The following is a 15,766-nucleotide window of genomic DNA, read 5'->3' on the forward strand; positions in this document are numbered from 1 at the left end:
ATTAGAGAAGCGGGAATGTTCAAAGCGGGTGTTTTTCGTCAGATTCCGGGTGAAATCAGGCAGGCGGGTTGAAATTTTTTGAAGATTTTTAAAAATGAGGAGCAGGATAACGGGAAGCAGATACGTGAGGAGAATGGGCTGGCAATACGCAGGCGCAGAGGTGAAAAAGCGGTTTTGGTACTTGTCTTTTTTACTGATTTTTCTCAGTACAGGTCAAGGTACAAGGGCGCAAAGCAATGCGCCGCGCTTCCGTTTTGAGCACATTACGGTTGACGACGGACTCGCGCATAGTGACGCGATGACGGTCGTGCAGGGAAGCAGCGGATTTATATGGATTGGTACAAATAACGGGATAGACCGTTACGATGGCTATGATCTCAAACACTACCAGCTGCCTGCCAGTGAGCCGACCGGCGTGGCAACGAACAGGATGCAGCTCCTGTCGGTGGATACGCGGGGCAAGCTCTGGGCAGGGACAGAAAATGCGGGTTTGTATTTTTATGATCCGGGGAAAGACCAGTTTGTAAGACCCATTTACAAAGACAAATCCGGGCCTTCGGGTCAGGCTATCTTCGAGCTGAACCGCAGCAATGTGCGGTCCATCGTGATGGATAAAGCAGGTCAGTTGTGGGTAGCGACATTCAGTCACGGTGTTTTTGTTTTGACACTGGACGGTAATGGGGAGGTTGCCAGACTGAGCCGGGTGGTCCTGGGCCAATCAGGTGCAGCCAACTTTGATGCAACTTCCCTGGTCCTGAGTCCGGCCGGTAAGCTCTGGATCGGCACGCCGGGAGAGGGTCTCTGGGAGCTTGATCCCCAAGCAAAAGAGGCCGGATATGTACGTCACGCTTCCAGGAATAATCATATTACAGAAAGTGATATCCGTGTACTGAGTAAAGATAGGCGAGGTAACTTCTGGATCGCATCCAACAACTATGTGTACCGCCTGTCTGCCGGCAATGCCGGGCAAGCCGCTAACGCTACCAGGTTGCCGCAGCTTTTCCACGGGATCCAGTGCCTGTATTCCGATTCTTTCGGCCGGCTCTGGATAGGCTCCGATTTCGGGTTGAGCATGATCGAAGATGTGGACAACTACCTCGCCGCGCCAGGAGCGTCGGGTGTGCATCACTACGCACCCAAAGATACTGACCCGCAAAGCATCAACTCGGGCCGCATTCACCAGATCACGGAAGATTCCTTCGGTAACCTCTGGCTGGCAGCTTCGGCCGGAGGCGTAAATAAGATCAGGCTTCAACCCAAAGGTTTTCACCACCTTAACCGTGAGGTTTCTGAAAGAACTACCCTCAGCAACAACTTTGTCAATGCAATTGCGCGCGATGATTCCCGCGGGCAGCTCTGGATCGGTACACGGAACGGGTACTCTGTTTATGACGAAAAGACGGGCACCTACCGCAATTTCCTGAGTCGCGCTGGTGGTGGAAATGTGACGGGTACAGACGTATCGAGCTTTTGCCTGATCGATGGTCAGATGTGGATAGGCACGCGTTACGCCGGACTTTACCTCAGTGCGGCAGACGGGCAAAAAGCCCCGGTAGCTGTGCGGACAGGCACCGGCCTCATGCCCTGGAACAACATGAGCATTGAACGGATTGTGACGGATCAGCATGGGAATGTGTGGGTAGGTACCTTCGGCGGTGGATTGAACCTGTTTTCACGGACAGGCAGGTTGATCAGGAGCTTCAACCGGTTCAACAGCCCATTGCCCACCAGCGATATCAGCTTTCTGTTAATCGATCCCAGCCGGGATGTGATCTGGGCAAGTACGGCCGATCAGGGCGTACTGAAACTGGCGTACAGTGGTGGAAAGCTGCTTTTGCTCAACCAGTTCAAGCATGATCCTGCTAATATGAACAGCCTGCAGGCGGACTTCGCGTGGCCGCTGCTGCGCGACCTGAAAGGCAATATCTGGATCGGAACGATAGGCGGTGGTTTACATCGGCTATCTGTCGAAAATGGCAAAGAGACGATCCGGAGGTACCAGCACCTTGTGCCGGACAATGATGTTGAAAGTATCCTGGCCGACCCGGCAGGCAATTTGTGGCTGGCGGGTTCCGGGTTGAAGCGCTTTAATCCCGAAACCGGGGAGCTGGTGCGCTATGACGTAAGTGACGGGCTGCAAAGCAACTCTTTCAAGGTGGGCGCATCTTTTCATTCCGCCGGCGGAAACATGTATTTCGGGGGTACCAATGGGGTTACCTGGTTTAAACCCGAAGAAATTCAGCCTAATCCTGTTGCGCCGCTCGTGCGCATTACGGGGCTGCGTGTGCTGAACAAAAACCGGGACGCGACGCAAAAGCAGGCTGGCAGTTCTATGGTAAGCAGGCAGTTTTCAGAAGCAGAAGGAATTACTATCCACGCGGCTGAAAATGACTTTTCATTCGAATTTGTAGGTCTCAACTACATCAATCCCCGGAAGCAATCGTATGCATTCATGATGGAAGGTTACAGCCGGGACTGGATACAGCTTCCTGCCGGACAGCGCGTGGCCAGCTTTGCCAACCTTCCTGCGGGCGATTATGTGTTCAGGGTTAAAGCCAATAACGGGGAGGGCGTTTGGTCGAAGGTACCAGCTTCCGTGCGTGTAAAGGTACTGCCGCCCTGGTGGCAAACTTGGTGGGCTTACCTGCTGTATATCGCTGCATTTTCGGCCGCGTTGATTTGGTATAAAAAATTAAGTACCAGTCGTTTGAAGCTTGAAAACAGGCTTGCTCTCGAAAAGCTGAAAGCAGATAATGAACGTGAAATGGCCGAAATGAAGGCAGCGTTTTTTACGAGCGTTTCGCACGAGTTCCGGACTCCGCTTACGCTCATTCTCGGGCCCATGCAGGAGTTTGTCAATTCACTTTCCGAATCGGAGGCGGTGCGTGAAAAGGCACGTATGATGCACAAACAGACGCGGAAGTTGCTGGATCTTGTGAATCAACTGCTCAGCTTCCGCAAAGTGGAGTCGGGTACGATGCAGCTCGCAGCGGCAAGGCAGGACATTGCGGTGTTTATCAAGGAGATATTTTCGATTTTCAGGATCAAGGCAGACGAGCTCCGGGTTGACTACCAGCTGCATTTACCCCAACAGGAGCTGCCGCTTTATTTTGATTGCGGGAAAATGGAGGTGGTGATTACCAATCTGTTGTCAAACGCATTCAAGTATACTGCCCCGGGCGGACTGATCAGCTTGTCCGTGCGGGTTATCGGGTCGGTGGAAGGAGAAGGGGTTTGGTTGGAGCAAAAATTGCAGGATAACTACCTCGAAATAGCTGTGTCCGATACAGGTAAAGGAATTGGTGAGCAAGAGCGCGAGCGCATTTTTGATCCATATTTCCAAGCGACAAATACCCGCTCTGATATTACAGGAACCGGAATTGGTCTTGCATTGGTGAGGGATTTTGTAAAAAGACATTCCGGAGATGTGACAGTGAACAGCCGCGTAGGAGCAGGTACCACCTTCATTATCCGACTTCCATTTGGCAAAAACCACCTGAACCCGGGAGAAATCGCGGAGCCAGGTACTTTGCGTCCATTCGCGGTTGAGCCGCTTGATAGCGCGCCTTTGTCCGACGCTACAAGTATTGTGGGCAACAAGTCGCTCAAACTGCTCATCGTGGAAGACAATGCAGACCTGCTGCAATACCTCGGCGGTTTGTTCCGCGATCATTTCCAGGTTTTCCTCTCTGCCGACGGCGCGGAAGGCTGGGGCAAGGCGCTCGACATTTTGCCCGATCTGATCATCAGCGACGTGAATATGCCAGGCCTGAATGGACTGGAACTGAGCAGGAGAATCAAACAGCATTTGAAAACCGCACATATCCCTGTCATCCTGCTTACCGCACGCGCCGCTGCCGTGCAGGAGCTGGAAGGATTGGAAACTGGGGCGGATGATTACATTGTCAAACCGTTCAATGAGGATATTCTCAAAGCGAAGGTTACTACTTTGCTAAGGAACAGGAGCAGGTTGCAGGAATACTACCTGCGCCAGATCCTGCTGCAACCCACCGAGATCGTAATTCCCGACGAAGACAAGCTGTTTCTGGAAAAAGCAATGGGGATCGTGGAGGCAAACCTGACAGACAGTGACTTTAATGTGCAGACACTGGTAAGTGGCATGCACATGAGCCAGTCCGTTTTTTACCGGAGGATCAAAAGCATTACCGGTCAATCAGTGATTGAATTCATCAAAGATATCAGGCTGAAAAGGGCGGCTCAGCTGCTGCTCAATCCCCACGCGCGTGCTGCGGAAGTTGGCTTTATGGTAGGTATTGAAGATCCCAAGAACTTCCGGGTTTCCTTTCAGAAACTATTCGGAATGTCGCCGACGCAGTATGCCAAGCTGCACCGCTCAGGTGAGAAAGCGCCGGCTGTTCAGGCTGAGGATTGATTCCGGAAATGAAGAAAAGCAATGTTACTTGGCCTCCTTAACCGCATTCATGATTTCAGCCAGCGTACCGCGTACATTCATAACCATATTGCTGTTGTCGAGCATTTCGCTTTCTGACTTCACTTTGCCCGTGAACTTGTAGAGGAAACCGGTATCTTTTTTATCGGTCAGAATTTTCCAGCCGCTTTTGAGAATGCTGCCGTCGGTCACCTTGGCGTGCATGGAAACATTCTGAGTTCCTTTTGCAGGAATGCTGATTGTTTTTTCCAAAACCCCATTCATTTGTAAAGCATCCTCAATGCTGAAAACGAACGCTCCGTCACTCAGTTTTAATGGGAACAGGTTTGGATTAAAAACCTCTACTTCCACATCCATCCCTTTACTTTTCATTGAAAGTGCATTCAGGTCTACATGTTTCACCTTGATTTTAGGGATTCTCAAAGCTGGTAATTTTCTGGACACATCCATTGTGAACTTCTTTTCACCGGCAACAGGCACATCCACTTCAAAGCTAGTTGTCATCGCATAATTCGCGCTGTCGATCTTGTTATCATCAAAATGTTTCAGCACGCGGGCCATTGGTTTGGCGAGCAGCTCCATCGGCAGTGTGATCGTGGAGCTATCAGAAGACCGGATACTGATCGGTTTTTCATAACTATCCTCGATCACCTTAATGGAATCTATATAGATCACATAGTTGAGGCGTTTTGTATTGATATCAACCGGCAGCGGATTGTGTATCGTGACCTTGCTTTCCATTTTAATCCGCTCTGCATCAATATCCCGGATGTTCAGGGAGGCAACTCCGACCGTAGGGGCCAGTTTATCTCCGGCTTTTTGTTTCGTCTTGTCAGATGAAGGCGACTTCCACCACCAAATGCCGGCTCCGACCAGGACGATCAGTACCAGCAACAAGATTAACCCTTTGCTAATGCGCATATATTATCAGTTTATGAGTGATAATGATTTCGATTAATTCCGTGGCATTGATAATTTCCGTGCCATTTGAAATCAGGCGCGAACGGGAATTATTCATTGCAGCTTCATATTATTTGAAAAAGCGGCTGGAATCGAGAAAATCGTACATCAACAAACTGAAATACAGCGGTACTGGTTACAATGGGATATAAATGCTGAACGTAGTTCCCTGTCCCGGCTCACTGGCAACGGAAATGCCGCCGCCGTGATTGGCAGCAACCCTTTCACAGATAGCAAGACCGATCCCCGTGCCCGAGTACTGACTTCTGCCGTGCAGGCGCTGGAACAACTGGAATATGCGGTTGGCATACTGCTGTTCAAAACCGATTCCATTATCGGTGATATCTATCCGGTAGTACAAGGCCGAAGTCCGCGTTACGACCAGGTTTGAAGGCAGCAATCCGCCGGATATCAGGTCGCTTGAAATGCTGATCACCGGGCGGGTATCAGGTTTTCTGAATTTGATTGCATTGCTGATCAGGTTCAGGAACAGCTGGTTGAGCTGCATCTGGTCGCCCAGGATTTTGGGCAGGTCACCCACCCGCACTACTGCTGAGGTTTCGGTGATAGCCACTTCCAGGTCGCTCAGTACCTCGTTCACAACCTTGGTGAGCGATACCGTGGTGTTCATTTCATTATGTGCGGTAATACGCGAGAATGCGAGCAGGTCTTCAATAAGCTGTGACATGCGCGAGGCGGCCGTTTGCATTCGCTGCAGATAGGTTATGCCATCACCCAGCTTGTCGGAGTAGCGGCTGATCAGCAGATCGGAAAATGACCTGATCTTGCGCAGGGGCTCCTGCAGATCGTGCGAAGCTACGTAGGCAAATTGCTGCAGGTTCACGTTGGACTGCTGCAGCATATTGTTGGAAGTAGAGAGCTCCTCGTTGGTAGATATATATTCCTCATTAATGGCCGCCAGCTCTTCATTAATTGCTTCCAGCTGCTCGGTACGCTGCTGCACCAGCTGTTCCAGCGCCAGTTTGATTTTGCGCTGAGCAGTGACGTCCTGAGCTGTGCCTATCATGTAGCGCGGCTCGCCCGATTCATCGTAAAGTACCCTTCCCTGTACGTGCAGGATGCGGGCAGAGCCTGTTTGTTTCTCGTTCAGGGTATATTCCCGGTCGTAAGTTCCGTTGGCGCCGGGTTCCAATGTCCGTTCTACGGCGTCTATCACATCCTGCCTGTCGTCATCACAGATAGCGGCGTACATGGTTTCAAAGGTGATCTCTGATTTGTTTTTTACCCCAAACCAGTTTCGCAGCCTTTCCGAACAATCAACAATGCCCGTTTTCAGGTCAATAGAGTAGGTGCCCAGCTCGGCGAGCTCAATCGCGCCTTGCAGAAATGCCTGCGTTTCCTCTATTTTCTTGCGGTTAACAACATGGTCGGTCAGTTCTGTGGCCACCACGAGCACACCGAAAATATTTCCCTCCGAATCGCGCTGAGGCTGGTAAGCCAGGTTGACGTAGATCGTTTTTAATATGCCATCATAGCTGATATTCGCAGCCTGCTCCTTGGATATGAAAGGAATACCTGTGGCAATTACATTCTCAAGGAGCTTGTCGAATCCTTGTCCGTCGATTTCGGGCAATGCTTCCAGCATCGGTTTCCCGATAAGATCCTGCGGTTCCCGGCCCACCAGCTTCGCGTAGAATGGATTGGCCATGGTAAACGTCAGGTTATCTTTATGGATCATCGCAATGCCGATCGGCGACTGTTCAAACAGAGAGAGGAGCTGCATCTGGCTCTTCTCAATCTGTTTTTCAATGTTCACGCGCTCTGTCACATCGATTGCAATGTCGAGGATTGCATATACTTTTCCCTGACTGTCGTAAACAGGAGAGTAGGTGATATCATAGTAATTGTGGGTCATGACACCCTGCTGCACAATGTCAACCTGCGTTCCATAGCTTTGGTACGTCACTCCCGTGGTATATACATCGTCAAGGATTTTCAGGAAAGGTTGGCTGGCCAGCTCCGGCATTACTTCGCGCAGCGGCATGCCGACGATGTTCGCGCCTTTGCCCACAATATCAATAAATGCCTGGTTGGGTAGCTCCACCAGCAAATCGCGGCCTACAAACAACCCGATCGCTGCCGGTGCGGAGGCTATGACAGCTCTCAGCTTGGATTCACTTTCTTCCAGTGCTCTGAGCGCCAGCACCTGGGAGGTAACATCAATGGACATATTGATAATGCCGTAAATGTTGCCCTCACTATCGAAAATGGGCTTGTATGTAAAGTCAAAATAGTAAGTACCGAGCTCCCCGTCCACTTCAATGTCCACGGCTGCACTCTTGGCACTGTACGGAATGCCGGTCCGACGAATTTCGGCAAGGATATCCAGGAAAGGTTGTCCGATCAGTTCGGGCATTGCCTCACGCAAGGGTTTGCCGATCACCGTTGCGTCCTTGCCCCAGTATTCGATCATCGGCTGATTGGCAAGTTCCACAACCATATCGTTGCCTACGAACAAGCAGGTAGCAACCGGTGCCTGATCGATCAGCGCCTTGAATTTAGCTTCGCTGGCTTCCAGCTTTTTCCGGGTCTGGTACTGCCGCGTGACTTCATGCGCCATGATCATGATCTTGTCTACCTCACCTGCTTCCGTGCGGACAGGGGTATATACGAAATCAAAATACACATCTTCCAGCTGTCCGTTTCGTTCAAGCCGCGCCGGCACTCCGGTTCCGATGTAGGGTATCCCTGTATGGTAAACGTTGTGTAATAGTTCTATAAAGCCCTGGTCCTTGATTTCAGGCAGCGCTTCTTCCAGCTTCATGCCGGTAATGGACGCATTTTTTCCCCAGACCTCAAAAATCCGCTCATTGCCAAGCTCGATCACAAGGTCGGTGCCTTTCAGCAATCCCAGTGCCATGGGCGCTTGTTCTACAATGGTCTGGAAACTTCGGGCGTGTTGCTGGTGCTGGCTGAGTTCACTCCGGTTGTTAACTTCTTTGGTAATATCAATGAAAGTACCCAGCGCGCGGACAGTGCCAGGCGCCCCACCGGCCAGCAGCCTGCCTTTGCAAAGCAGCCAGCGGTCTTCCTCCGGAACAGCCGAATTGGTACGGATTTCAGCGGAGAAGAATGCAGGCAGTTCCTGGTTTTCTTTTAATGCTATTTGCTCGGAAAACGAGTCCCTTGTATCTGTATGTATCTGTGCAAGAAGCTGATTCAGATCAATGATGTCGCCACCTTCGAATGAGAAAAGTTCTTTGGTCCTGTCGCACCAGCGTACCTGGCCCGTTTGAAGATCCAGCTCCCAGGTCCCTATCCCTGCGGATTCCAGAGCAAGTTCAAGACGTTGTATTTCCAGGGCATTATCGGTGTTAAAAGGCTTGGAAGCGGTGGTCATGTACGCGTTTTTTCAAGGCAATGAAGTAAACCAAAAACTTACGGCGCACTTGCCGGCTGGTTTCAGGCAAGAAAACATTGTGCCACAAAGGCGGGATTACCAGTTTCCGTCGTGAAAGTATAGCGTAGTTTTATTAAGTGGGTAATATCAGGCTTTTTCTGCAAGGTCGGTCACGATCCGGTCGCAGTTTTCCATTGTAAGTGGTTTGGAGAGATAGCCGATCACCTGTCTGTATGCCACGGCGGGCATTACTACCCGGCCTTCCGCGGCCGAACTGACCAGCAGAATGCTCGTTTGCTCGGAGTAGGGGCGGCCCTGCAATGCTTCCAGGAACTCCCAGCCGTTCATCACGGGCATATTGATGTCCAGCAGCGCGTAGTAAGCTGTTTCCGGCTCGCAGCTGTCCATAAATTCAATGGCATCGCGGCCGTTGTTCAGGGTATGTACATTGGTGATAATGCCCGCCTTCTTCAAAAGGGTCTTGTGAAGAAAAAGTACAACAGGATCATCGTCAATGAGGAGGACCTTAACTTTCTGGTTCATGCGTTGTTTCTGCTGTATGTACAATCTCACGTATTACTTTGTCCAGCTCACATGCGGATTGGTGCACGTAATCCAAAAGGTCCTGCTGGGTTAATTCTTCATAGCCGCCGTCTTTGAGCAGGGAAACCAGCCCCATGATCCTGGCTAGCGGGGCGCGCACCACGTGTGACTGTGTCCAGGCGATCTGCGTGAGCGTCTCATTTTGCTTGTTGATCCGCTGCAGGTTCTTGCGGTATGCGGTCGCATCTTTTACATGCCCGATTGCCCTGATAGCAGTACCCTCTTCGTTCCGCAGGAAAATCACCCTGTGCTCAACAATGGCAATGCTGCCGTCGGCTTTTATGTAATCATATTCAAGGTCGATCATTTCCGTCCCGGGATCGTTCCTGGCCAGGCTTACCTGCTGCACCGCACGTTCCTTGTCGTGGGCGCAGATGTGACTTGACCACAACGAGGGATCAGGAGACGAAAATTTATGTCCGAAAATGTCTGACAATCCTTCGCCCCAGTCCACCGATTCCTGCACGATATCCCAGTCGTAAATCGCCTGGTTGGCGGCCTTCATCAGTAGTTTATAGCGATCGTTGCTTGTCTTAAGTGCATTCGATTGGTTGAGCAGATCGGTGATCTCCGTGGAATTAATAACAATGCCACCCACAGCTTCCTCGTGCGTCAAATTGGTCGCTACTGTGGAAATCCATCGCCAGCGTCCATTCACATCGGGAAATCTGTAAGGATCGATCCGCACCTTTTCACCGGGCGCCAAAGATTGAACCGTGCCCGCAATACGCGCTTTGTCTTCGGGGTGCAGATATTCAAGGAGGTTAAGGCCGATCAGTTCATCTGCATGAAAGCCCAATACGGGCAGGATGCTGTCGGCAATAAAAATGCATTTGCCTGACGGTTCCATGATACCGACCAGGTCTGCGCCTTCCTGGGCAAGTGCTTTAAAGCGTTTTTCGCTGGTGCGCAGGAGGTTTTGCTGCCGCACGCGCTCGGTAACGTCCTGGATAATGCCATTGATTGAAACGGGCTCGCCGTTTTCGTCACTTTCGAGGTGCAGCCGCTGGAAAACCCAGCGTATCTCGCCTGCCTCGGTTACAATGCGGTGTTCGTAGTCGGCTATCCCTTTTTCGGCGAGAATTTTGAAAGCTTGCTGATCAAGTAAATGGCGGTCGTCGGGGTGAAAGCATGAGCGTACGTTATCGTAGGTGGGCACAAAGGTGCCTGGATCCCTGCCGTAGATCACGTACATTTTTTCAGACCAATCTGAAATATCTTCACCCATTTTCCTGCTCCAATACCCAAGTTTGGCTATCGCCTGCGCATCTTGCAGCTTTTTTGTAGCGGCAGCCACTTCCTTCTGGGCGGCGAGGGTGGCAGTAACATCTGCGGCGAGGATCAGTTCTGCATTCCGGCCCGCATAGCGGATCTTGCTTCCCCAAACCTGCACGTCGATTATTTCGCCTGTCTTCTTGCGATGTTTGTAAATGCCCGTGGAGAAATCTTCACTGGCGGATTTGAGCTTGTTGATTGCCTCTTCCAGAACAGCGACGTGTTCGGGTGGGCGGATATCCTTGATTGTGAGGGCCAAAAACTCTTCTTTCCGGTAGCCATAATGCCTGAGCGCGGCTTCGTTTACATTCAGGACCTGGTAAGTATCAATGTCATACACCCACATGGGGAGCGGGTTCAACTCAAAGAGTACTTTATAGTTTCCATCAAACTCGATAAATCTTTCCTGCTGTTCGCCCGGACCACTCTCGAAAATCATTCGGCATTAAAAAGTTTTGCGCCCAACAAATCTTAAATATAGAATGCTAATCTTTATTTGTAGTGTCAATGTAGAATTATTTGATTAAAAAGTGATTAAAAAGGCGCATTAATTGGTAAAAAGAACAATAAGCCGTTTTCAGGGCACTCATGCCGCTCCTTTTACATTTTCGCAGGATTTTGTTATATTTGTTCAAATCAAGCGGTTTGCTGACTGGGAAATTAAAGTCAGCTCTTCTATAAACGCATCTGCCGAAACGCCGGCGGATTTTAAAAGCTGAATTTTGAATTTCGACGAATTTGAACTCCACGAGGACGTGATAAACGCCGTGGAATCTATGAACTACAAACAAGCCACACCTATTCAGGAGCAGGCAATCCCTTATATTCTTGACGGTAAAGACCTTCTTGCCTGCGCGCAGACAGGTACCGGTAAAACAGCCGCTTACCTGATCCCGATCCTGGACAAGGTGGCGCACGAATCCAATGTACATACAGGTGCATTGATCCTGGTACCTACAAGAGAACTTGCCGTGCAGATCGACCAGCAGATCCAGGGATTGGGGTACTTTGTCGGCGCAACCAGCATTGCAGTTTACGGCGGGAACAAAGGCCCGGAATGGGACCAGCAGAAAAAAGCACTTACACAAGGCGCAGATATTATTATTGCAACACCCGGACGTTTGATCGCGCATTTGCAGCTTGGCTACGTCAGTTTCAGTGACCTGAAACACCTGGTACTCGACGAGGCCGACAGGATGCTGGATATGGGCTTTTTGGGAGATATCCTCAAAATCATGAGCTACCTGCCTGCAAAACGGCAAACGCTCATGTTCTCTGCGACCATGCCTTCCAAGATCAACGAGCTGGCCAAGCGTATCCTGCAAAATCCGGAAGAAATCAGGCTGGCAGTTTCACGCCCTGCCGATAGGATCGATCAGCAGTTTTATCTGGCAAACGACGAACAGAAGCTGCCGCTCCTCATTCACCTGCTCAGCCAGGTACAAAGCACAAGCATGGTACTTTTCACCTCGCGTAAATCGACCGTGGAGCCTATCGTGAGATCATTGCGGAAGCTGGGAATGGACGCACATGGTATCTCCTCGGATTCCGAGCAGGCCGACCGTGAAATTGTTTTGAGGAACTTCAAAAACAGGCAGTTTCCGGTACTTGTCGCCACCGACGTGCTTTCGCGCGGGATTGACATTGATAACCTGAGCCACGTGGTTAATTACGATGTGCCGCGCGATCCGGAGGATTATGTTCACCGGATAGGCCGTACTGCCCGGGCTGAGTCCAAGGGAACGGCGATCACTTTTATCAATGAGCAGGACCAGAAATACGTCCTGAAAATTGAGCGTCTTTTTGAAAAGGAATTAGAGAAAAAATCCGTTACAAAAGAGCTGGGCCTGGGCGAAGCTCCTGCTTTTGAACCCAAAAAGCACAGAGCACCAGCGGCTGGTGGCAGAAAGCGGCCGTCGGGCAGTAAGGAAGGATCCGGAAAACCTTCGGGCAGCAGACCAAAACGCCGCAAACCCAAAAAAGAACATAATAACCCTTCTCAGGCATAAGTTGTTTTCAGCGTTCGTCGGATGTTAAGCGAAAGAGAAACGCAGATCTGTGATTATACCAATGTTCCTTATAATGAAAACAATGATATAACCACAGGTTGCTAATTTTCCCTTTCATTTGTCTTGCCTAATAGTCGACAGCATGAACTTAAACTAAGTACGTTTGGACCGTTTAATAGATTGGATAAGAAATTACAAGTTTAGCGTCGCCGATCCTCCTATCATCACCATGGAGGGTTTGTTCTCGCTGCTACTGCTGCTTGTTCTGAGTCTGGCAGCCGTATTTTTTCACCTGATCCGTATTCTTTTCAATGCGCCCGTTGATTTTTCAATGGACTGGAACCTGTTCCTGAGCTGGATTCCGCTTCTTATCGCATTTGTCGCAGACAGCCTTACCAAAAGATATACCGAAATTCCCGTCGGGCTTTCGCTGCTGAGCGTAACCTGGCTGGCGTTTTTCCCCAATGCGCCTTACATGATCACCGATCTCGCGCATCTAACGGTTGATTATCAGCGGGACCTTACCTGGCATGATACCATCATGCTTTTTTTCTATGCGGAAGTGAGCCTGTTCAATGGGCTGGTTTCTCTGTACTGGATCCACCGCGCATGGCGGAGGGTGTTTGAAAGGCGGCCGGCTAATATCATGCTGCTGGTTTGCCTTCCATTGGCAGGTTTCGGGGTTTATCTGGGACGTGTCAGAAGAATGAACAGCTGGGATATCATCCACGAACCCGGATTGATCGTCACCAACCTCATCGAAAGTATCATGGACCGTACTGCGCTGGTATTCAGCTTTGAAATCGGTTTGCTGCTTGGAATTTTATATCTGGTACTCTGGGGGATTATCCGTTTCAGGATCAGGTACAACAAGAAACACCAGTGATTTTCGATTAGCCTTATCAAGAAACCCTGTTTGTATTGAAATATGCAGATTTCTGAAAATGTAAAAGGATCCTACTCTTCCCAGTACGACCAGAGTACGGTAGCATGGCGCAATACCGGTGCCAAATACAAAGCGCTGAATATCGTCGAGCTTGCTAAGGGAATAACTTTCAGGAATGTGCTCGAAGTAGGTGCAGGGGAGGGTAGTATCCTCAAATGGCTGGACGAATGGAATTTCAGTCAGGACCTGAACTGCGTCGAAATTTCCGAAAGCGGCATTGAGCTGATCAAATCGAAAAACATCCGCAACCTGCGCGACATACTGCTTTTCGACGGTTACAAAATTCCGTATCCCGACAACCATTTTGATCTCGTGATCTGCTCCCATGTGCTGGAACATGTGGAACACGAACGCACGCTGTTGCGGGAGATCAAGCGGGTATCCAGGTATCAGATCTTCGAAGTACCCATTGATTTTTCATTTTACGTAGATAAGAAGGTTAAACATTTTCTTTCCTACGGGCATATCAATATTTATACACCTGCGCTGTTCCGTTTCCTTCTTGCGACCGAAAGTTTTGAAGTCAGGAAAGATATTTGTCATTTGTACCACGACGACGTTTTAAAACTTCTTTACAAAAACAACAAAGCGGCGCTCTATATCACGCAGGCCAAATATGCATTGCTGCGGCTGTTTCCTTATCTGAGAGGGATCAAGCCCAGTTCTTATGCGGTATTGACCGAAAAAACAGACAAGCAGCTATCGATCTTTTAAGCTGTTTCAATGGACGATCTTCCAATCATTTTCCGGGACGAATTCCTGATCGCTGTCAACAAACCGCACGGCTTGCTTGTGCACCGGTCTTCCATTGCCGCCGATACCGACCAGTTTGCAGTTCAGATCCTGCGTGACCAGATCGGCCAGCATGTTTATCCCGTACATCGCCTCGACCGTAAAACCTCGGGTGTATTGCTTTTCGCATTGTCCGACGAGGTAAATAGTTTGATGCAGCAGCAGTTTCAAAACGGGGTGGTTAACAAAACCTACCACGCCATTGTACGGGGCTTCACACCAGATCAGCTTGAAATTGACTATCCCCTCAAAAAGGAGAATGGGACTATCCAGGAGGCTTTCACCTCCATGCAAACTCTGCTGCATTCCGAGGTCGCATTTGAGATCGGGAAACACCCGACTTCGCGTTATTCGCTTGTTGAGCTGAAACCTACCACCGGCAGAATGCACCAGCTGCGGAAGCATATGGCGCACATTTTTCACCCGATCATCGGCGACCGGCCTTACGGCTGCAACAAGCAGAACAGGTATTTCAAGGAGCAGTTCGGAATGATGGAAATGATGCTGCACGCGTCGGAACTTTCGTTTACGCATCCTATGCTTGGAAGCACGCACACGCTTAGCGCACCTTATCAAAATGCATTTGCAGGAATGCTGGACCTGCTTGGGTTTGGTGTGGAAGTAAGTCTTAATCGTATGATTCAGTAACATCAGCGCGTTCTCAAATCACGTTTAAACAGCTTTATCAATGGAATCGAGCTACTTAACAAGTGTTTTAAAACAATTCCGGTACTATAAGCACCTGGGTGAAAAGGCTATGGCGCAGCTGCCGGAAGACAAGCTTTTCTGGCAAAATGATCAGGAGAGTAACAGCATTGCTGTAATTGTTAATCATTTGTCGGGTAATATGCTGTCGAGATTCACCGATTTTTTGACTTCCGACGGAGAGAAGCCCTGGCGGAACCGGGACGCCGAATTTGAAAATCCTTTTGCCAATGCCAGGGAACTGATGGAACAATGGGAGAAGGGATGGAAAACTCTGTTTGAGGCTATCGAGGGACTCACGGAACCCGACCTGGAAAGCATTGTGTACATACGGAACGAGGGGCACACTGTCGTGGAAGCACTAAACCGACAGCTGGCGCATTATTCCTATCACATTGGTCAGATTGTTTTTATCTGCAAAATGCTGCGCGGCAAGCAATGGGAAAGTCTATCGATACCGCGTAACCAATCGTCAAAATACAACGAAAGCAAATTCGCCCAGCAGCAAAGCCACCGCCATTTCACGGATGAGATTTTAGGAGAAAGCAGAGATACGGCTAGCGGACAGAATTGAGGTTAGTTGTGCATTGCCATCATTCATTCCGCAATCGCCCTGCAACCGAACAAACATTGTTCGCTATCGAACATTACTCTGAATACTGGTTTATGCTAAATCGCTGTCGCAGAGGTGGTTTGTGCCTGGT

10 protein-coding genes are annotated in these 15,766 nt (G+C 49.8%); 6 read left to right on the forward strand and 4 right to left on the reverse strand.

Annotated features, from left to right (window positions below):
* Positions 1 to 94 precede the first annotated feature (94 nt).
* Entirely contained in the window at positions 95 to 4,393 is a 4,299-nt protein-coding gene (locus tag AC1XTG_RS07620; protein WP_484841539.1) for a two-component regulator propeller domain-containing protein, read from the forward strand.
* Positions 4,394 to 4,417: 24 nt separating this feature from the next.
* On the opposite strand, the gene AC1XTG_RS07625 is transcribed toward AC1XTG_RS07620, so the two are convergent.
* From AC1XTG_RS07625 to AC1XTG_RS07640, 4 genes are all read right to left on the reverse strand, one after another.
* Positions 4,418 to 5,332 carry an LEA type 2 family protein gene (locus tag AC1XTG_RS07625; RefSeq protein WP_484841540.1) on the reverse strand — a complete coding sequence of 305 codons (915 nt, stop codon included), beginning with the start codon at positions 5,330 to 5,332 and terminating at the stop codon, positions 4,418 to 4,420.
* A 175-nt stretch (positions 5,333 to 5,507) separates the two neighbouring features.
* Positions 5,508 to 8,732, reverse strand: a complete 3,225-nt coding sequence (locus tag AC1XTG_RS07630) for a PAS domain-containing sensor histidine kinase (protein WP_484841541.1) — start codon at positions 8,730 to 8,732, stop codon at positions 5,508 to 5,510.
* A 147-nt stretch (positions 8,733 to 8,879) separates the two neighbouring features.
* Complete coding sequence (locus AC1XTG_RS07635) at positions 8,880 to 9,275, reverse strand: response regulator (protein ID WP_056290367.1); 396 nt, start codon at positions 9,273 to 9,275, stop codon at positions 8,880 to 8,882.
* Positions 9,259 to 11,049, reverse strand: coding sequence for a PAS domain-containing protein (locus tag AC1XTG_RS07640; protein ID WP_484841542.1), 1,791 nt, complete (start codon positions 11,047 to 11,049; stop codon positions 9,259 to 9,261). Before AC1XTG_RS07640 ends, AC1XTG_RS07635 begins: the two co-directional genes overlap by 17 nt.
* A 337-nt stretch (positions 11,050 to 11,386) precedes the next feature.
* On the opposite strand from AC1XTG_RS07640, the gene AC1XTG_RS07645 reads away from it, so the two are divergent.
* The 5 genes from AC1XTG_RS07645 to AC1XTG_RS07665 all read left to right on the forward strand — a co-directional run bounded on the left by AC1XTG_RS07645 (position 11,387) and on the right by AC1XTG_RS07665 (position 15,636).
* Positions 11,387 to 12,619, forward strand: a complete 1,233-nt coding sequence (locus tag AC1XTG_RS07645; protein WP_484841543.1) for a DEAD/DEAH box helicase — start codon at positions 11,387 to 11,389, stop codon at positions 12,617 to 12,619.
* 163 nt (positions 12,620 to 12,782) lie between these two features.
* Positions 12,783 to 13,505 carry a DUF1361 domain-containing protein gene (locus AC1XTG_RS07650; protein ID WP_229238778.1) on the forward strand — a complete coding sequence of 241 codons (723 nt, stop codon included), beginning with the start codon at positions 12,783 to 12,785 and terminating at the stop codon, positions 13,503 to 13,505.
* A gap of 42 nt (positions 13,506 to 13,547) precedes the next feature.
* On the forward strand, positions 13,548 to 14,279 hold the full coding sequence (locus tag AC1XTG_RS07655) for a class I SAM-dependent methyltransferase (protein ID WP_056290356.1): 732 nt from the start codon (positions 13,548 to 13,550) through the stop codon (positions 14,277 to 14,279).
* 9 nt (positions 14,280 to 14,288) lie between these two features.
* Entirely contained in the window at positions 14,289 to 15,005 is a 717-nt protein-coding gene (locus AC1XTG_RS07660) for a pseudouridine synthase (RefSeq protein WP_484841544.1), read from the forward strand.
* A gap of 40 nt (positions 15,006 to 15,045) precedes the next feature.
* On the forward strand, positions 15,046 to 15,636 hold the full coding sequence (locus AC1XTG_RS07665) for a DUF1572 family protein (protein WP_484841545.1): 591 nt from the start codon (positions 15,046 to 15,048) through the stop codon (positions 15,634 to 15,636).
* Positions 15,637 to 15,766: the final 130 nt, after the last annotated feature.

This window comes from Dyadobacter sp. HNCC25DJ183 (assembly GCF_056895175.1).